The sequence below is a fragment of the Polaromonas sp. genome (assembly GCF_030680935.1).
In the GTDB taxonomy this organism is placed as follows: domain Bacteria; phylum Pseudomonadota; class Gammaproteobacteria; order Burkholderiales; family Burkholderiaceae_C; genus Polaromonas.
The window spans coordinates 22,924-41,722 of record NZ_JAUXUP010000045.1 but is presented as its reverse complement, the minus strand read 5'-3'; the positions used below and the strand labels follow the sequence as shown (position 1 = coordinate 41,722).

Annotated in this window: 16 protein-coding genes; 9 read left to right on the top strand and 7 right to left on the bottom strand. The window is 63.0% G+C overall.

Going from position 1 to position 18,799, the window contains the following annotated elements:
* Positions 1-3 precede the first annotated feature (3 nt).
* The 5 genes from Q8L50_RS11990 to Q8L50_RS11970 all read left to right on the top strand — a co-directional run bounded on the left by Q8L50_RS11990 (position 4) and on the right by Q8L50_RS11970 (position 5,724).
* A complete protein-coding gene (locus tag Q8L50_RS11990) occupies positions 4-783 on the top strand; it encodes an enoyl-CoA hydratase/isomerase family protein (RefSeq protein ID WP_305348861.1) in 780 nt (259 codons plus the stop codon).
* Between the two features lie 178 nt (positions 784-961).
* The gene (locus Q8L50_RS11985; protein ID WP_305348858.1) at positions 962-1,801 is read left to right on the top strand and encodes a PhaM family polyhydroxyalkanoate granule multifunctional regulatory protein; all 840 of its coding nucleotides are present in this window, start codon (positions 962-964) and stop codon (positions 1,799-1,801) included.
* 79 nt (positions 1,802-1,880) lie between these two features.
* The gene (locus Q8L50_RS11980; RefSeq protein ID WP_305348857.1) at positions 1,881-3,164 is read left to right on the top strand and encodes an FIST N-terminal domain-containing protein; all 1,284 of its coding nucleotides are present in this window, start codon (positions 1,881-1,883) and stop codon (positions 3,162-3,164) included.
* A gap of 60 nt (positions 3,165-3,224) precedes the next feature.
* Positions 3,225-4,307 (top strand): serine endopeptidase, encoded by a 1,083-nt coding sequence (locus Q8L50_RS11975; protein WP_305348856.1) that lies wholly within the window; start codon positions 3,225-3,227, stop codon positions 4,305-4,307.
* A gap of 100 nt (positions 4,308-4,407) precedes the next feature.
* Entirely contained in the window at positions 4,408-5,724 is a 1,317-nt protein-coding gene (locus Q8L50_RS11970; RefSeq protein WP_305348855.1) for an Ig-like domain-containing protein, read from the top strand.
* Between the two features lie 65 nt (positions 5,725-5,789).
* Here Q8L50_RS11970 and Q8L50_RS11965 read toward each other — a convergent pair whose 3' ends face one another.
* The 3 genes from Q8L50_RS11965 to queA are packed head-to-tail and all read right to left on the bottom strand — an operon-like array spanning position 5,790 to position 9,044.
* Positions 5,790-6,806 carry an aldo/keto reductase gene (locus tag Q8L50_RS11965; protein WP_305348854.1) on the bottom strand — a complete coding sequence of 339 codons (1,017 nt, stop codon included), beginning with the start codon at positions 6,804-6,806 and terminating at the stop codon, positions 5,790-5,792.
* A gap of 25 nt (positions 6,807-6,831) precedes the next feature.
* Entirely contained in the window at positions 6,832-7,983 is a 1,152-nt protein-coding gene (gene tgt, locus Q8L50_RS11960; protein WP_305348853.1) for a tRNA guanosine(34) transglycosylase Tgt, read from the bottom strand.
* Positions 7,977-9,044, bottom strand: a complete 1,068-nt coding sequence (queA, locus tag Q8L50_RS11955) for a tRNA preQ1(34) S-adenosylmethionine ribosyltransferase-isomerase QueA (protein ID WP_305348852.1) — start codon at positions 9,042-9,044, stop codon at positions 7,977-7,979. Before queA ends, tgt begins: the two co-directional genes overlap by 7 nt.
* A 17-nt stretch (positions 9,045-9,061) precedes the next feature.
* On the opposite strand from queA, the gene recG reads away from it, so the two are divergent.
* The 4 genes from recG to ubiA all read left to right on the top strand — a co-directional run bounded on the left by recG (position 9,062) and on the right by ubiA (position 14,214).
* Positions 9,062-11,182, top strand: coding sequence for an ATP-dependent DNA helicase RecG (gene recG, locus Q8L50_RS11950; protein ID WP_305348851.1), 2,121 nt, complete (start codon positions 9,062-9,064; stop codon positions 11,180-11,182).
* Between the two features lie 526 nt (positions 11,183-11,708).
* Complete coding sequence (locus Q8L50_RS11945; RefSeq protein ID WP_305348850.1) at positions 11,709-12,686, top strand: LysR substrate-binding domain-containing protein; 978 nt, start codon at positions 11,709-11,711, stop codon at positions 12,684-12,686.
* A gap of 113 nt (positions 12,687-12,799) precedes the next feature.
* Complete coding sequence (locus Q8L50_RS11940) at positions 12,800-13,324, top strand: Dps family protein (protein ID WP_305348849.1); 525 nt, start codon at positions 12,800-12,802, stop codon at positions 13,322-13,324.
* A gap of 26 nt (positions 13,325-13,350) precedes the next feature.
* The gene (gene ubiA, locus Q8L50_RS11935) at positions 13,351-14,214 is read left to right on the top strand and encodes a 4-hydroxybenzoate octaprenyltransferase (protein ID WP_305348848.1); all 864 of its coding nucleotides are present in this window, start codon (positions 13,351-13,353) and stop codon (positions 14,212-14,214) included.
* Between the two features lie 76 nt (positions 14,215-14,290).
* On the opposite strand, the gene proC is transcribed toward ubiA, so the two are convergent.
* From proC to Q8L50_RS11915, 4 genes are read right to left on the bottom strand one after another with little or no spacing between them, the layout of a single operon-like run.
* On the bottom strand, positions 14,291-15,139 hold the full coding sequence (gene proC / locus Q8L50_RS11930; protein WP_305348847.1) for a pyrroline-5-carboxylate reductase: 849 nt from the start codon (positions 15,137-15,139) through the stop codon (positions 14,291-14,293).
* A gap of 8 nt (positions 15,140-15,147) precedes the next feature.
* A complete protein-coding gene (locus tag Q8L50_RS11925; protein ID WP_305348846.1) occupies positions 15,148-16,332 on the bottom strand; it encodes an esterase-like activity of phytase family protein in 1,185 nt (394 codons plus the stop codon).
* A gap of 45 nt (positions 16,333-16,377) precedes the next feature.
* On the bottom strand, positions 16,378-17,871 hold the full coding sequence (glpK, locus tag Q8L50_RS11920; RefSeq protein ID WP_305348845.1) for a glycerol kinase GlpK: 1,494 nt from the start codon (positions 17,869-17,871) through the stop codon (positions 16,378-16,380).
* Between the two features lie 31 nt (positions 17,872-17,902).
* The gene (locus Q8L50_RS11915) at positions 17,903-18,670 is read right to left on the bottom strand and encodes a DeoR/GlpR family DNA-binding transcription regulator (protein ID WP_305348844.1); all 768 of its coding nucleotides are present in this window, start codon (positions 18,668-18,670) and stop codon (positions 17,903-17,905) included.
* Positions 18,671-18,799: the final 129 nt, after the last annotated feature.

Sequence of the window (18,799 nt, the reverse complement as noted above, 5' to 3'; positions counted from 1 at the left end):
CACATCACCCGCCGGGGCGTGGCCGGCGCGGTGCTGGACATTCAGATGAAAGCAGCCAACGGCAAGCTGCCCACAGCCGGCCACGACGGTCACCGTGAGCTCGCACAGATCTGGCGCGACGTGGGCAGCGACGACTCGGTGCGCTGCGCCGTGTTGCGCGGTGAGGGGCTGGGATTTTCCGGCGGCGGCGACCTGGCCCTGGTGCAGGACATGGCCGACGACTTTGCCACCCGAACCCGCGTCTGGAAAGAAGCGCGCGACCTGGTTTACAACGTGATCAACTGCGATAAACCGATTGTCAGCGCCCTGCATGGCCCGGCGGTAGGCGCAGGGCTGGTGGCAGGTTTGCTGGCCGACATCTCGATTGCCGCCAAAAGCGCGAAGATTGTTGATGGCCATACCCGGCTGGGTGTGGCGGCGGGCGACCATGCTGCCATTGTCTGGCCCTTGCTCTGCGGTATGGCCAAGGCCAAGTACTACCTGATGCTGTGCGAGCCCATCAGTGGCGAAGAAGCCGAGCGCATCGGTCTGGTGTCGCTGGCGGTGGACGAGGCCCAGTTACTACCCAAGGCCTATGAGGTGGCCGACCGCCTGGCTGCCGGTTCGCAAACCGCCATCAGCTGGACCAAATACGCGCTGAACAACTGGCTGCGCCAGGCTGGGCCGGCCTTTGACGCCTCGCTGGCGCTGGAGTTCATGGGCTTTGCGGGGCCCGATGTGCGCGAAGGCGTGGTCAGCCTGCGCGAGCGCCGGCCCCCCAGCTACGGCCCTGGCGCTGCGTAGTTGCTATAAAACTGATAGCTGCTTGTGCAATTGCTATATGGGCTGGAGGCTGATTTTGCTTGTGAGAGCGGCTCAACAAGGTGCTGGCCGATAAAACGGGTTGACGTGGCGCCGCGACCCTGCACAATGAAAGCATCGTGAACTTTTCACACGTCCACAACAACACCAGGAGACAGACATGAGCGACGCCGACAATTCTTCCTTCGCCGGTTTCGGCAAGATGGTCCCTGGTTTTGATTTTTTGCAGAACCTGGCCAAACAGGCAACCGACACCGCGACCCAGAAGATTCCCCAGTTGCCTAACCTGGGCAACTGGATCGCACCCACGCTCAATGTCGAGGAGCTGGACAAACGCATTGAAGAGCTCAAGGCGGTGCAGTTCTGGCTGGATCAGAACGCCATGGCGCTCAAGGCCACCATCCAGGCGCTGGAGGTGCAGAAGATGACACTGGCCACGCTCAAGGGCATGAACTTCAACATGGGCGACGTCGCCAATGCCTTCAAGCTCAAGGTGGCAGACACCGTGGCGGGCGGCGTGCAAAAAGTTGCCGACAAGGCCAAGTCCTTCTCCGGCCTTGAAATTCCGCCTACCGGTTTTCAGGCCACTGCCGGGAAACGTGCAGCCCCCACCAGGTCCAGAACGGGCAGCGCCAAAGCGGCGGCCCCTGCCCCCGGTGTGGTGGACCCGATGCAGTGGTGGGGGGCGTTGACCCAGCAGTTTCAGAGCATCGCCACCACAGCCATGCAGGACGCGGCCAGGAAGACCACGATGAGCGCCACCAAAAACATGGCGACCGGTCTGGCCAAGGACGCGATGAAAACCGCGACCGGCATGGCCAGCGGCCTGGCCAGAGGCATGGCTGATACCGCGAGCCGGACAGTTGCCAAGGGCGCCCGTTCTGCCATGGACACCGCGCTGCGCAGCAGCCAGGCGTGGCCTACGCCAACCGCAGCGCCTGCGAAAAAACCAAAGGCCAAGGCTGCTCCGCGCAAGACGGCGCGGAAAACAGCGCGTTGATGTAGCGTTGAGGGCGCGGTTTACTTCCTGACATTCGGGTCGGCGCCTGGCGCCAACACATCACCATCGTCTCAGCACCATGAAACTTTTCCCTTACGGTCACGCCACTCACCCGCAATGGCAGATGGCCGCCGGCTTGGTACTGGCCCAACTGCGCGCCCTGATGGCTCTGCCCGGGTATGCCAGTGCGCCTTCGCTGGGTCTGCTCTACATCACTGACCATTACGCCGCGCAGGCGCAGGACATTCTGGATTTTGTCGGCGCCGAGCTGCCTGAAATCACCGACTGGGCGGGCACGGTGGGTATCGGCATTGCGGCCAATAACGTCGAATATTTCGACGAACCGGCGCTCGCTGTCATGCTGTGCGAATTGCCCAGCGACCAGTACCGGGTGTTCTCCGGCGTCTCGCCCCTGCCGCCTGCAGGCGCCAGCCATTTTCAGGCCCATACCGCACTGGTGCATGCCGATGCCAGCACGCCCGATGTGGCCGAACTGATAGCCGAGATGGCGCAGCGTACAGGCAGTGGTTATGTGTTTGGCGGGCTGGCCTCCAGCCGCAGCAGTGCAGTCCAGTTTGCGCTCAGCGGTAACGGCAATGTCAAGGGGCAGGGGGCGGCGGGCGGGGTGTTCAGCGGCGGCCTCAGTGGTGTCGCTTTTGCCCAGGGGGCCGCCCTGATGTCGCGCGTGACCCAGGGTTGCCAGCCGATATCGCGCGAACACGAGATCACCGCCTGTGACGCCAACGTCGTCACCGGGCTGGACGGCAACAGCGCGCTGGATGTCATGCTGGCCGATCTGGGGGTGTCACTCGACAGTCCACGGGAAGCGCTTGAAAAAGTGCGTACCACCCTGGTGGGACTGCGCAGTGCAGAGGCCGCTCTGCAGGACGGTCGTATCCAGCGCCCGGGGCAATTCAGTGCCGATGTGCTGGTGCGCCACATCATCGGGCTGGACCCGGCCCGCAAGGGCATCGCGATTGCCGAGCTGCCGCTGGTTGGCATGAAGCTGGCTTTTTGTGAGCGCAACGCTGTCGTGGCGCGCGCCGACCTGGTCCGCGTCTGCGCCGAAATCCGCGAAGAACTGGAGCCGGAGGAAGTGACCCTCGAAGTAGCCAGTGCACTGAGCGCCCCGGAGGCTGAATCGGCGCCGCACCCGGCCCGACGTATCGCCGGCGCCATCTACGTCAGTTGTGCCGGCCGCGGCGGCCCCCATTTCGGCGCCCCCAGCGCCGAGCTGCAGATTGTGCGGCGCGCCCTGGGCGACGTGCCTCTGGTCGGATTTTTTGCCGGTGGCGAGATCGCCAGACACCATGTCTATGGCTATACCGGCGTGTTGACGGTGTTTACTGCGGCGGCTGAATAGTCTCAGCAGTGGGCGGCGGCGCTGACCACTGAATTTCTTCAAAAATCCCGAGGTCATTCCATGAGCAAAGCATTGCGACTGTCCGAAAAATGGTTTCAGCGCGGCCTGTGGCTGGTGGCGCTGGTGTTTGCTGCTTTTCTGATTGGTCTGGGCGGCACCGTGGTGGGCGATCTGCCGCAGGTTGAAAAATCGCTGGGTGTGGACGACTTCATCGAGCAGCCAGCCGCCACGCAACTGCGCGATGGCCTGAAGGCGGCTGAGCGCAACGGGCGTGATGCGCAAGAGGCGCTGGAGCAGGCCAGGCTCAAACTCAAGGTGGCCCAGGCCAATTCACGCACGGCCAGCGAGACCTTCGGCAACTGGCTGGCCACGCGACGCGCCACTGCGCTGGCCGGGCAAGACCCGGAACTGGTCGAACGTACCCGGGTGCTCGACGGCCTCAAGGCGGCCGAGCGGCAAGCGCTGGCAGCCATGGAGACCCAGCAGCAAAAGGCGCTTGATGCCAGCCAGGGCGCCGGTCGCTCGCGCGAGCAGCTGGGGGAACTTGAGCGTGTGGCGCAAGACAAATGGCGAAGCGCGATGCGTGCCCAGGAGTTGCGCGTGTTTTTATACCGCCTGGCGCTGACCTTGCCGCTGCTGGTGGTAGCTGGGTGGCTGTTTGTGAAAAAGCGCAAGGGGACGTATTGGCCTTTTGTCTGGGGCTTCATCCTTTTTGCGTTGTTTGCTTTTTTTGTGGAGCTCGTGCCCTACCTGCCCAGCTACGGCGGCTATGTGCGTTACATCGTGGGCATTGTCGTCACAGTGCTGGTGGGCCGCCAAGCCATTGTTTCCCTGAACCGTTACCTGGAAAAGCAGAAGCTGGCCGAGCAGCTGCCGGATGCACAACGCCGTGAAGAACTCAGTTACGACACGGCGCTGACGCGGCTCTCCAAAGGCGTGTGTCCGGGTTGCGAACGGGCGGTGGATCTGAAAAACACCGCGATTGATTTTTGCCCGCATTGCGGCATTGGCCTGTTTGATAATTGCGGCGTTTGCAGCGCCCGCAAAAGCGCGTTTGCCAAGTTTTGCCATGCGTGCGGCGCCAGGGGCGACCATTCGGCAGTGCCGCCAACGCGCGCTGAAGGCGACGGTTCTTCAGGCTGAGAGCGCGCTGGCGGCCTACCCGCATCGGCCAATTGCGCCTACAGCGGCAGGCCGGCGCCGCGCGCAGAGTCGTCAAACCTAACTACAAGGTTTGACCATCATGAAAAAACATCTACGCAGTCAAGTTGCAGCCCTCTTCCTGCTGCTTCCCACCACCACCGTTTTGCTTGGACTGCCGGGCACGGCCCTGGCGCAACCGGCAGCGCCGCAGCTGCGCTCCATGCAGGTCGGCAGCGACAGCGGATTGCGCGCCGGCGCCCAGCTTGACTTTACGGTGGAGGGCACGCCCCGGGGTCAGGTCAGTCTGACGATTCGCGGCATTCCGCGCACGCTGGTCCTGAAGGAAACAGAGCGCGGCGTGTACACCGGCAGCTATACCGTCAGGCGCCAGGACCGGGTTGAAGAAAACAGTCAAATCCGCGCGACCTTGCGTGTGCGCAACCGGACGACTGCTGCCAACTACACCTTTCCGGCGGGCATGGGCGACACCAGCGTGGCAACTGCGCCCGCTGGCCTGAAAATTGACCGCTTCTCGGTAGCGCCGATCGACAAGCTGGAGCCCGGCGCCGAGCTGCGTTTCACGCTGAACGGCATGGCCGGCGGCGTAGCCGAGTTTGATATCCCGGGCGTTGTCAACAACGTGCCCATGCGCGAAGTGCGCCCTGGTGTTTATGAGGGCGCCTACACCATACGCCGGCTCGACAACCTGGCGCCTTCGCGCCCGGTGGTGGCCACGCTGCGCCTGGGCGACCGGGCCGTGACATCCACGCTAACGCAGGCTTTGCTCACCGATGCCAAACCGCCGGTGATCCGCAACATGTCCCCGCGTGAAGGCGAGGTGGTGGTCCGTAGCGCCAACACCTCGGTGTCGGGCACTTTTGACGATGCCGGTGGTGTGGGGGTTGACCCCAAAAGTGTTCGCCTCATGCTGTCGGGCCGCAACGTCACTGCCGAGACGCAGATCACACCGCAGTTTTTTACCTACCGGGCTGACCTGGCACCAGGCCGTTACACCATGGACGTCACCGCCAAGGACCTGGCGGGTAACGCCGTGCGTCAGGCCTGGAACTTTGAGGTCACGCCTGCCGTGAGTGCGGCGCCTGCCACGGTGCTGCTGCAGGTCAGCAGCCATACCAACAACGCATCGGTGGAAGGCAGCCCGGTGGTGGTGCGCGGGCGTACCGCGCCGGGTGCGGTGGTGGACGTCAAGGTCGGTGCAGTAGGCGCGCTGGCGGGTCTCTTTGGCCTGAACCAGGATTTGCTGACGCAGCGGGTCCAGGCCGACGGCAACGGCAATTTCTCCTTCAGCTTCGCGCCGCAGTTTCCGCTGCCTGGTACGCGGTATGAAATACAGATGACTGCCGGCAAAGACGGCATGACTGCCACCGAGACACGCCTGGTCTTGTTCCAGAAGTAAGATACACCAGGGTTGGGGTCTGAAACGGCCTCAGCCCTTGTGCAGCAAGCGCAAGCAGCTATGAATTAAATAGCAATCTTGTTCAATGGACGACCGAAAAAAGGATAACTCGGGTCGTTGTAGCCGTGGCTGGAGGCGTGGCCCGGGATGACGAGTTCGTTGACGAAAACCTCGTCCTCGCTGTCCAGCACCAGATCCACCGCGCCGTAAACATCTTCCAGGTGCGACAGCAGGCGCGGCCCGGCGATCACCGAGCTGACCAGCGGATTGGCCAGCACCCAGGCGGCTGCAAACTGCCCGGGCACCCAGCCTTTGGCCTCGCAGCGCGCCTTGATCTTCTGGGCAATAAGCAGCGACTCTTCGCGAAATTCGGTTTCCAGAATGCGTTTGTCGCCGCTGCCGGCGCGCGTATCTGCGGCTGGCGGCTGGCCGGGCGGGTATTTGCCGGTCAACACGCCGCGCGCCAGCGGGCTGTAGGGGACCACACCCAGTCCGTAGTGGCCGCAGGCCGGCAAAATTTCGACTTCGGGGCCGCGGTTGAGCAGGTTGTAATACGGCTGGCAGACCACGGGTTGTGGCGTGCCGGTTTTTTCACAGACACGCATGATCTCGGCGATGCGCCAGCCGCGGAAGTTGGACAGGCCAAAGCTGCGAATTTTTCCGGCGCGAATCAGGTCACCCAGGGCGCGCACGGTTTCGTCGTAGTTCTCGTCTGGATAGTCGCGGTGCAGGTAGAGGATGTCCAGGTAGTCCGTGCCCAGGCGTTTCAGGATGGCATCGGTCTGCGACAACAACCACTGCCGCGAATAGTGGCCCTGGTTGATACCCTCACCCGCCTTGTTGCCGAGTTTGCTGGCCAGCACCCAGTCGTGGCGCTGCCCGGCGAGGATTTTGCCCAGCACGGCTTCGGACCGGCCTTCGTTGTACACATCGGCGGTGTCGATGAAGTTGATGCCATGGTCTTTGGCCGAAGCGACGATGCGTGCCGCTTCGTCGTCCGGCGTCTGCAGGCCAAACATCATGGTGCCCAGGCAGAGGGCGGACACTTGCAGGTTGCTGGTTCCGAGGCGGCGGTATTGCATGAAATGTCCTGAGGTTGAAGCAGTACTAGACGCCGCGTTGCCGGTCCTGCCGGAACTGCAGCACAAAGGCGCCAAATTCTCCGGCATCGAGCGCACTGCGCACTTCCTGCATGAGGTTCAGGTAGTAGTGCAGGTTGTGGATGCTGCTGAGCATGGGGCCCAGCATTTCGCCGCAGCGGTCCAGGTGGTGCATGTAGGCACGGCTGAAATTCTTGCAGGTGTAGCAGCTGCAAGTGGCGTCCACCGGTGCGTCTTCGGTCTTGTAGCGCGCATTGCGGATTTTCAGGTCGCCAAAACGCGTGAACATGTGGCCGTTGCGCGCATTGCGCGTTGGCATGACGCAGTCGAACATGTCTACCCCTGCGCCCACACCTTCGACCAGGTCTTCCGGCGTGCCCACCCCCATCAGGTAGCGCGGCTTGTTGGCGGGCAGGCGATGCGGCGTGTGCGCCATGATGCGCAGCATTTCTTCCTTCGGCTCGCCGACGCTGACACCGCCGACGGCATAACCGGGCAGGTCGAGTTCGACCAGTGCATCGAGAGACTCCTGGCGCAGGTTTTCGAACATGCCGCCCTGCACGATGCCGAACAAGGCATTCGGGTTCTGCAACTTGGTGAATTCCTCAACGCAGCGTTTGGCCCAACGCAGGCTGAGCTCCATCGAGATCCGTGCTTCGGCTTCGGTGGTGATGTGGCCCTTGGTGTCGTAGGGCGTGCACTCGTCGAACTGCATCACGATGTCGCTGTTCAGGATGGTCTGGATCTGCATCGAGATTTCGGGCGTCAGAAACAGCTTGTCTCCGTTGACGGGTGAAGCGAACTTCACCCCTTCTTCAGAGATCTTGCGCATCTCGCCGAGCGACCAGACCTGAAAGCCGCCGCTGTCGGTGAGGATGGGTTTGTTCCAGCTCTCGAATTTGTGCAGACCGCCGAACTGCTGCATCACGTCCAGCCCCGGCCGCATCCACAGGTGAAAGGTGTTGCCCAGGATGATTTGCGCGCCCATCTCGTGCAGCGACTGCGGCATCACACCTTTGACCGTGCCATAAGTACCCACCGGCATGAAGATAGGCGTCTGCACCACGCCGTGGTTCAGGCTGAGGGTGCCGCGACGGGCGTGGGAGCCGAGGTACGCCCCGTCCGCCGCGTCGGTTTTCAAAACTTCAAAATTCAGCATGGAGCGATTGTCTCAGGGGTGCTGCGTTGCAGCAGCATGGCGTCGCCGTAGCTGAAAAAGCGGTAACGCTGCGCGATGGCGTGTTGGTACAGCGCCATGATGTGGTCGTAGCCGGCAAAGGCGCTGACCAGCATCATCAGCGTGCTTTTGGGCAGGTGAAAGTTGGTCAGCAGCAGGTCCACGACCTGGAAGTCAAAACCTGGCGTGATGAAGATATTGGTGTCCTTGCACTCAGGGCCAAACCTGGCCGCAGACTCCAGCGCACGCACACAGGTGGTGCCCACCGCAAGCACCCGGCCACCGCGCGCTTTGCAGTCGCGAATCGCCTGCAGGGTTGCTTCGGGCACCTCGAAACGTTCGAAATGCATCACATGGTCGGCAATGTTTTCCGCTTTCACCGGCTGAAAGGTGCCGGCGCCCACATGCAGTGTCACGTGGGCGCGCTGGATGCCGCGCGCTGCCAACTGATTCAGTACGGTCTCGTCAAAATGCAAGGCGGCCGTTGGTGCGGCAACCGCGCCGGGGTTTTTGGCAAACACGGTCTGGTAGCGGCGTTCGTCGTCGGCCGAGTCGCTGTGGGTGATGTAGGGCGGCAACGGCACATGGCCATGGCTTTCCATCAGTGCGTAGGGGTCGCTGCTGAGGGCAAAGTGGTACAGCGGGCCGTCCTTGTTGGGCCAGCGGCCGAGCAGGGTGGCGCTAAAGCCGCCGTCCATCTGCAAAACGGCGCCCGGCAGCGGCTTCTTGCTGACCTTCATGTGGGCCGCTACTTCGTGACCGGCATCCGGCGAGAGTGACAGCACCCGCTCGATCAGCAGCTCCAGCCGCCCGCCGCTGCTTTTTTGCCCGAACAGTCGGGCCTTGACCACTTTGGTGTCGTTGAGTACCAGCAGATCGCCGGGCTGCAGAAGGTCCGGCAACTCGGTAAAACGCCGGTCCACAGGGCTGGCGCTGCGGCCGTCCAGCAGGCGCGAGGCACTGCGTTCGGCGGCCGGATGCTGGGCGATCAACTCGTCGGGGAGTGTGAAATCGAAGTCACTGAGCTTGAAGGGCGTGTTCATGAAGGCACAATTGTCCCATGTCGCCCCCCGCTGCTTCACCCCGCAAGGCGCCACCTGCTGTGGGTGGGACGGGTAGCGCTTCGGTCGCCAAATCCCAGCCGCAGAAAGCGCTGGACAAACTGAGTCTGCGCCGCGACATCGATCTGGCGCTGCACCTGCCACTGCGCTACGAGGACGAAACACGCATCACTCGCCTGGCCGATGCGCGTGACGGCGACATGGTGCAGATCGAAGGCCAGGTGACCCACAGCGAGGTGACCTTCCGCCCGCGCCGGCAGTTGCGCGTCACGGTCGATGACGGCAGCGATACCTGTGTGCTGCGCTTCATCAACTTTTACCCCTCGCACCAGAAAACACTGAGCGTGGGTGCGCGCGTGCGGGTGCGCGGCGAAATCCGCGGTGGTTTTGTCAGCCGTGAAATGGTGCACCCGGGCTTTCGCGTCGCTGGCGGCGATCTTGCGACGGCGCTGACGCCGGTGTATCCCACGGTCGCTGGCCTGCCGCAGGCCTATCTGCGCAAGGCGGTACTTGGCGGGCTGGCCCGTGCGGACCTGTCGGAGACCATTCCAGAGCAGTTTTTGAATAAAAACATGCCGCAGCCCTTGTCCGGCCTGCGTGAGGCGCTATTATTTTTGCATCAACCCACGCCGGATGTGTTGCCGTCCACGCTGGAAGACCGCAGTCACCCGGCGTGGCAGCGGCTCAAGGCCGAAGAGTTGCTGGCCCAGCAACTGTCGCAACTGCAGGCGCGCCGTGTGCGTGCCGCCATGCGCGCGCCAGCCTTGCGCTCGCCTGTGCACGGCCCGCAATGCACGCTGCATGAGCAACTGCTGGAGCGCCTGCCGTTTCGGCTGACGACCGCTCAGCAACGTGTGGGCGCCGAAATTGCGGCTGACCTGCAGAAGAACCTGCCCATGCACCGCTTGCTGCAGGGGGATGTCGGCTCCGGCAAAACCGTGGTGGCGGCGCTGGCCGCGGTGCGTTGCATCGACGCGGGCTGGCAGTGTGCGCTGATGGCACCGACGGAAATTCTTGCTGAGCAGCACTTTCGCAAACTGATCGGCTGGCTGGAGCCGCTGGGCATACAGACCGCCTGGCTGACCGGCAGCCAGAAGGCCAAAGAGCGGCGCGAGGCGCTGGCCATGATTGCAAGCGGCGCAGCCAGCCTGGTCGTTGGCACCCATGCGGTGATCCAGGACAAGGTGGTTTTCCATAACCTGGCGCTGGCCATCATCGACGAGCAGCACCGTTTCGGCGTGGCGCAGCGGCTGGCTTTGCGCAGCAAGATGACGCAGGGCGGAGAGGAACCCCATCTGTTGATGATGACCGCCACCCCTATCCCGCGCACCCTGGCCATGAGTTATTACGCCGACCTGGACGTCTCGACGATTGACGAGCTACCGCCCGGCCGCACCCCCATCGTCACCAAAGTGGTGGCCGAAGCGCGGCGCGACGAGGTGGTGGAACGCATACGCGGACAGCTCGCCGAGGGCCGGCAGGTCTACTGGGTCTGCCCGCTGATTGAAGAAAGTGAATCGGTGGACCTGATCAACGCCACGCAGACGCATGAAGCCTTGACAGCGGCATTGCCCGGCACGCAGGTCGGCCTGCTGCATTCGCGCATGCCGCCGCTTGAAAAGAAGGCCGTGATGGCGCAGTTCACCGGCGGCCATCTCGGCGTGCTGGTCAGCACCACGGTGATCGAGGTGGGTGTGGACGTGCCCAACGCCTCGCTGATGGTGATTGAACATGCCGAACGGTTTGGCTTGAGCCAGTTGCACCAGCTACGCGGCCGCGTGGGGCGCGGTGCGGCCGCGTCAGCCTGTGTGCTGCTCTATTCCACCGGCGAAGCCCCGCGCCTGGGCGAAACCGCGCGGGCCCGGCTCAAGGCCATGGTCGAAACGCAGGACGGTTTCGAGATCGCCCGGCGTGACCTTGAGATCCGCGGGCCGGGTGAGTTTCTGGGTGCTCGCCAATCCGGTGCGCCGCTGTTGCGCTTTGCTGATCTGGCGACGGATTCGGAATTGCTGGCCTGGGCGCGGGAGCTGGCGCCAGTGATGCTGGACAAGTACCCGGACCTTGCGCATCGGCATATCTTGCGGTGGCTGGGCGGGAAGGCGGAGTTTTTGAAGGCTTGAGTAGCTGGTCGGTATTTGCATCACGCTGCGCCTACGGTTTGCTTTGGGCAGTAGGCGTAACTTCCCACTCCCAACCCCCCGCCCTTCTCTCGCCCCGCTGGGCGATGGAAGGGCGCCCCATTTGACCGCGTGCGCTGCGCGCGTGTGCAAACATGACGGACTGTTGGGATTCCCGTCGAAGAAGCGCTGCGCGCTTCTTCGACTCCGGATTGGGGTCCGTATTCGTATCTGGCTGTTTGTCTTCTCCTCCTCCACCCGTCGGGCTGGGCCGAGGAGCGCAGGTAAAAGCGGATCAGGGCTTGCGATTGTTTGAGCGAAGCGAGTTCGAGCAAGACCCCGCTTTTACCGAGCACCGCAGGTTGCCCGTAGCGAAGCGAAGGGACCCAGACCATCGGGTCGCCTTTCTTTTCCTTAGGTTTCTTTGGCGAAGCAAAGAAAAGTAAGTCGCCCGCCGGGGCGAGTCCCGGCTGGTTGGCAAACATCCGCCGCGGCAACTTATCCGCTCGAAAAGCCGCACAATAAGCCCATGACGCTCACCGAACTCAAGTACATCGTAGCCGTCGCCCGCGAAAAGCACTTCGGTAAAGGTGCAGAAGCCTGCCACGTCTCGCAGCCGACCCTGAGCGTGGCCATCAAAAAACTTGAAGAAGAGCTGCAGGTCAAGCTGTTCGAGCGCAACGCCAACGAAATCACGGTGACGCCGCTGGGCGAAGAGATCGTGCGCCAGGCGCAAAGTGTGCTGGAGCAAGCTGAAAACATCCGCGATATTGCCAAGCGGGGCAAAGACCCACTGGCGGGTGCGCTGCGGCTGGGCATCATCTACACCATTGGCCCCTACTTGCTGCCGGATCTGGTGCGCCAGGCGATTGCGCAGACCCCGCAAATGCCGCTGATGCTGCAGGAGAACTTCACGGTCAAGCTGATCGACTCCCTGCGCACCGGAGAGATTGATTGCGCGATTCTGGCCGAGCCTTTTCCCGACGCCAATCTGGCGATTGCGCCGCTTTATGACGAACCCTTCATGGCAGCCGTGCCCAGCAACCACCCGCTGGCGGCGCGCAGCAGCATCACCGCCGAGGAGCTGAAAAAAGAGACCATGCTGTTGCTGGGCAACGGTCACTGCTTTCGCGACCATGTGCTGGAAGTCTGCCCCGAATTTGCACGTTTTTCCAGCTATGCAGAAGGCATCAGCAAGAGCTTTGAGGGCTCGTCGCTGGAGACCATCAAACACATGGTGGCCGCCGGCATGGGGGTCACACTTGTGCCGCGTTTGAGTGTGCCCAAAGAGGCCCTCTTGCCTCCGGTCAAGCCTGCGACGAAGTCCAGAATTAATCAAGCCCCGGAACTGCCGTCGTATATCAAGTACCTGCCGTTTGAAGGCCATGTACCGACGCGCCGGGTGGTGCTGGCCTGGCGCCGCAGCTTCACGCGGTATGAGGCGATTGCAGCCTTGCGCAACGCGATTTACGCCTGTGAGCTGCCGGGGGTGACGCGGCTGTCCTGAGCGAAGTCATCGGGCATTTCATGATGCCTGTCAAGGCGATGCACTTTGACTGTTGCCGTGAGCCGCCTGATTGCTTAAAGTGAAATTCAACTTTGTTTGGAGGAAAAATCGCCATGCCCAAATCCGCCCCGAAAAAAAGCTCGACCGCCAGCCGCACCGGCGCTCCGCCCATCAACATCGGCATCAGTGAAAAAGACCGCGCGGCCATCACCCAGGGCCTGAGCCGCCTGCTGGCCGATACCTACACCCTTTACCTGACGACGCACAACTTCCACTGGAACGTGACCGGCCCGATGTTCAACACGCTGCACCTGATGTTCATGACGCAGTACACCGAGCTGTGGACCGCGGTGGACCCGGTGGCAGAACGCATTCGTTCGCTGGGTTATCACGCGCCCGGCTCTTATGCGGAGTTTGGCCGTCTGACCTCTTTGCCGGATGTGCCGGTCAAGCCGCCGCCGGCGATGGAGATGGTGCGTATTCTGGTCAAGGGCCACGAAGCCGTTGCCCGCACCGCGCGCGAACTTTTCCCGCTGGCCGACAAAGCCAGTGACGAGCCAACCGCCGACCTGTTGACGCAGCGTCTGACTGTGCACGAGCAGACCGCCTGGATGCTGCGCTCCTTGCTGGAAGAGTGAGTTCCGGCAGCGATTAACATCGCCGGGTGACAAGCCGACTGCGTCTTTACCTTGAACTCATCCGCTGGGACCGCCCGGCTGGCTGGCTCTTGCTGCTGTGGCCAACGCTGTCGGCGCTGTGGGTGGCGTCGCATGGCTTTCCGGGCTGGCACCTGATTGCGGTGTTCACGCTCGGCACCATCCTCATGCGCAGCGCCGGCTGCTGCGTCAACGATGTCGCCGACCGCGATTTTGACCGCCACGTCAAACGCACCGCCCAGCGGCCGGTGACGCGCGGCGCGGTATCCGTCAAAGAGGCCTTGCTACTGGGAGCGGTGCTGGCGCTGCTGGCCTTTGGCTTGGTGCTCACCACCAACAAGACCACCATTTTGTGGTCCTTCGCCGCGCTGGCCATTGCACTGATTTATCCGTACGCCAAACGCTTTGTGTCCATGCCGCAGGCTGTGCTGGGCGTGGCCTTCAGCTTTGGCATCCCGATGGCGTTTGCCGCCGTGCAGGCGCGTGTGCCTGCGCTGGCCTGGCTGCTGCTGCTGGGCAATCTGTTCTGGGTGATCGCCTACGACACGGAATACGCCATGGTGGACCGGGACGACGACCTGAAGATTGGCATGAAAACCTCGGCCATCACGCTGGGTCGTTTTGATGTGGCGGCGGTGTTCGTCAGCTACCTGATCTACCTGTCAATCTGGGCTGTAGCCCTTGTGCATATTGCGCAAGCAGCTATTTATTTGATAGCGGTTGTGCTTGCGCTGGCGCAGGCACTGTGGCATGTCTGGCTGATCCGCAAGCGCGAGCGGGAGGATTGTTTCAGGGCCTTCAGGCTGAACCACTGGCTGGGCTTCACGCTGTTTGCCGGTATTGCGCTGTCCTATCTGTTGGTCGGCAGCTAGAGACGAATTTGCTACAAAAAATATAGCTGCGAGCGCCCGCTGGATATGGGCTGAGGCCTCTTTTTATTCATAAATCTCAGCTGGTGCCGAACTCGTCGCCAAGTGCCGCAGCGCGTTGCCGGGCTGCGTGCATGGCCTGCATGAAGTGTTGCTTTACCCCGGCTTGTTCCATGGCGGTCAGCGCCGCGTAGGTGGTGCCGCCTTTGGAGGTTACGCGTTCACGCAGTGTCTCGGGTGGCTCGCTCGATGCTTTTGCGAGCGCCGACGCGCCGACAAAAGTCCCGACGGCCAGCTGGTGCGCCTGCGCGCGGCTCAGGCCCATCTCGGTGCCCGCCTGCACCATGGCCTCGATGAAATAAAACACATAGGCCGGGCCCGACCCCGAGAGGGCTGTCACGGCATCAAGCGCTTCCTCCTGCTCCAGCCACAAATACGCGCCGGTGGTCTGGATCACGCCCTCGACCGCCAACCGGTCCGCTGCCGTCACCGCTGGCCGGGCGAAGAGGGCGGTCATGCCCTTGCCAACCAGCGCCGGGGTATTGGGCATGGCGCGCACGATGCGCTCGCTGCCCAGCCAGCCGGCGATGCTGCCTGAGCGGATGCCGGCCGCTACGCTCAGGTGCAGGGCCTGGCCGGTGTGCGGGCCGGCCTGCTGCGCGGCTTGCTTGAAGGTCTGCGGTTTGACAGCCCAAACCACCAGAGTTGCTGCTGCCAGCGCGGCGTCGGGCTCTGCTTGCGCGGTGATGCCGAAATCAGCGGCCAGCTTGCTACGCTGCTCGGCCCAGGGTTCGACGATCTGGATCTGCCTGGCCGGCCGCCCTTGTTTCAAGAGGCCACCAATGATGGCGCTGGCCATGTTGCCGCCGCCGATGAAGGCGATGATCCCGGAAGATTCAGAGGCGGTGCTTGCGGTTGCTGAAGTCATGCGTGTACTCAATCAAGAAATTCAAAGGCCAGCCATTGGGTGATCTGGCGCGGACCGAAATTGTCGTCGCTGATAACGTGCAGGCTGCGGTTGCCGTTGGCAAGCCGTGGGCCCCAGCACATGCCCTCGCTATTGTCGAGGCGGTCCAGCCGCGGGCCCGGGCCTGCACCCGTGAATGCCGAAAAGTCCGCCAGCAATACCTTGACAACCGGCTGGTGATTGCCGGGCTGCAGGGCTGGCAGGTTCAAGGTGTCCGTACCGCCCCGTGTGTCAATCAAGTACAGACGCAGCGAATTGGCGGTGTCAGGCCCGTGCCCTGCCATGTAGGCCCGCTCCAGCACCAGCAGGCGGTGGTCATCCAGCATCAGGATTTCTGTCACGCCGTTATCGGCATGGGTGGCCGGGGGCAGCGGCGCACGTGGGATGGCGTCGGGCAGGTAAGCGATTTGCCGCAGCACCTTGCCGCTGGTCAGGTCAATTTCGGTAAAGCGGCATGGCCCGCCCGGTGCCTGCACGGTCGGCACCGGGCCGTCCTGGCGCAAGGGGCCTTCCATGGCGACCCAGGCGCGGTTGCCGTCCGGGCTCAGCGCCAGACCTTCCAGCGTCAGGTTGATACGCGGCCCCTGGGTGAGCTGAAAGTCAAACATGGGCGGCAGGGCGAACTCACGCAGCAACGTACCGTCGGTCCGGCTTTCACGCAGCGCCGGGGCTGCACCCGTCAGGGCATGGCCTTCGCTGGTCCATAGCAGTGTTTGGCTGGATGCGCGCCAGCGAATCGCTTCGGGGTCGGGCACCTGAATGCCGTGCAGCGCTGCGGGGTAAGTGCTGCCGTCGGCCTGGCGCAGGGTGGTCACGGCGGTCAATTCTGGCGCGCCCAGCCGGTTGGTTTCCAGTGCGATGCGCGCTGTGTAAAACCGCGCCGGGTTGAAGCTGGAGCCGTCGTCGCTGATCAGGTAATACAGGCCGCTCACCGGGTCATGATCTATGCCCGACAAGCCGCCCACGGTGGTGCCCTGAAACTGCAGCCGGTGCGGCAGGCGGGCCTCGCCAATCAGTCGCAGCCGCGCCCTGGGCCGCTGTGCTGCGGCGTGGCGCGGCAGACAAACGGCCAGCGCGGCGCCTGCGCCAAAACCCAGCGCCTGGCGCCGGGTCCATGGCGTGCTGACTGTCAGGGGCGCGGGGCGGCAGGGCATGGCGCGAGTCTAGCGCCCTAAACCACCGCGCGATGTGACAGGTCCCTAAAGAGAAACGGTTTGCCGCACCGCATGTTCCCACTGCGCCATCAGTTCCGCAGCGCGGCTTGCGCTGAGTGTGGGTAAAAAGCGGCGCTCGGCGCGCCACATGGCAGAGAGCTCATCGGTACTGGCGTACACGCCGCTGGACAGCCCGGCCAGGTAGGCGGCACCCAGGGCCGTGGTTTCGGTCACGGCGGGCCGCACCACGGGTATGCCCAGCAGATCGGCCTGAAACTGCATCAGCAGATCATTGATACACGCGCCGCCGTCAACCCGCAACTCGGCCACCGGCGCTGCGCCGGCGGCCACCGCGTCGCGGCTCATGGCCTGCAGCAGGGCCGCGCTCTGGTAGGCAATACTTTCAAGCGCGGCACGTGCAATGTGGGCCACGGTGGTGCCGCGTGTCAGCCCGGTGATGGTGCCGCGTGCTTCAGGCTTCCAGTAGGGAGCGCCCAGGCCGGTGAAGGCTGGCACCATCATTACGCCGCCGGAGTCCGGCACACTTTGCGCCAGCGCCTGCACCTCGCCACTGCCCTTGATGGCATGCAGGCCGTCGCGTAGCCACTGCACCACGGCACCGCCGACAAACACGCTGCCTTCAAACGCGTATTCCGTCTGCGGGGTTACCTGCGCCGCGCTGGTGGTCAGCAGGCCGTTGTGCGAGGTTTGAAATTTATGGCCGGTGTGCATCAGCATGAAGCAGCCGGTGCCGTAGGTATTTTTGGCCATACCTTCCTTGAAGCAGGCCTGGCCGAAGAGCGCGCTTTGCTGGTCACCAGCAACACCACCAATCGGTATGGCGGCGCCCAATATGTCAGGCGACACGTCGCCATAGTGGGTGCTCGAAGGCATGACCCGAGGCATCAGGCTCTCGGGGATGTCCAGCAAGGCCAGCAGCTCGGCGTCCCAGGTATTGCTGCGTACATTGAAGAGCATGGTGCGCGAGGCGTTGGTGACGTCGGTGGCATGCAACTTGCCGCCGGTGAGCTGCCACATCAACCAGCTGTCCACCGTGCCAAAAGCCAACTCGCCGCGCGCGGCCTGCTGTCTGGCCTGCGGCACGTTGTCCAGCAGCCATTTGAGCTTGGTACCGGAAAAATAGGCGTCAATCAGCAGGCCGGTTTTTTGCTGAATCAAGGTAGCCTTGCCGTCCTCGCGCAATTTGGCACAGGTGGCTTCGGCGCGCCTGTCCTGCCAGACGATGGCGTGGTGAATCGGCTGGCCTGTCTTGCGGTTCCACAGCACAGTGGTTTCACGCTGGTTGGTGATGCCGATCGCACGGACGTCCTGCGCCTTGATCTTTGCTTTGGCCAGCGCCTCGCGCGCGGTGGCCAGTTGCGTGCGCCAGATCTCCATCGGGTCATGCTCGACCCAACCCGGTTTGGGGTAAATCTGTGGCAGCTCCTGCTGGGCCAGGGCGACGATGTGGCCGCCCTCATCAAACACAATGCTGCGGGAACTGGAGGTTCCCTGGTCCAGGGCGAGCAGGTAGGTCATGGCGGTGGCGCGGAAAGTGGGGCTGGGTTGCTCAGGGGTGGGCGACGTCGCAGCTTACCCCGGCTTCGGCCAGCAGGGCCGGAAAGGGCTCGGGTGGGGGCTGGTCGGTAAACAGCCGGTCGATTTGCGACAGTGTGGCCAGTTCAACCATGGCCGGCCGGTGAAACTTGCTGCTGTCAGCGGCCAGCCAGACCTCGCGGGCATGTTCAATGATGACTTGGGCCACTTTCACTTCGCGGTAATCGAAGTCGCGCAGCGATCCGTCGGCCTCAATACCCGAGATCCCGATCAGCGCTATGTCCACGCGGAATTGGCGAATGAAATCGACGGCCGCCTCGCCGACGATGCCGCGATCCCGCGCCCGTACCACGCCCCCGGCCACGATCACTTCACAACTGGGGTTGCCGCTCAGGGTGGCCGCCACATTGAGGTTGTTCGTGATGACGCGCAAACCCTTGTGGTGCATCAGTGCGCGGGCAATGGCTTCAGTGGTGGTGCCGATGTTGAGGATCAGCGAGCAGTTGTCGGGCACCTCGCGGGCGACGGCCTGGGCGATACGTGCCTTGCCGTCGGCGTTGAGGCTTTCCCGCTGGCGGTGTGCCAGGTTTTCAATCGTCGAGCTGGGAGCCCGGACACCGCCGTGAAAACGCGCCAGCAGACCGGCTTCTGACAGGCGCTGCACGTCGCGCCGCACGGTTTGCAGCGTGACTTCCAGCGTGTCGGCGAGTTGCTCGACGGTGACAGACCCGCGTGCGCGGACCACTTCCAGAAGCTTGAGTTGGCGGGGATTGGAGTTCAAGCTCATGTTTTGTAGTGGATGTTTGGACTGTATATCGAAACAAAAAGAAACAAATAAGGGAAACTATCTATTCAAAACGGTCAGAAAGGAAGAAAAATCGAAAGAAATCGAAACAGGCAGATTTATTTT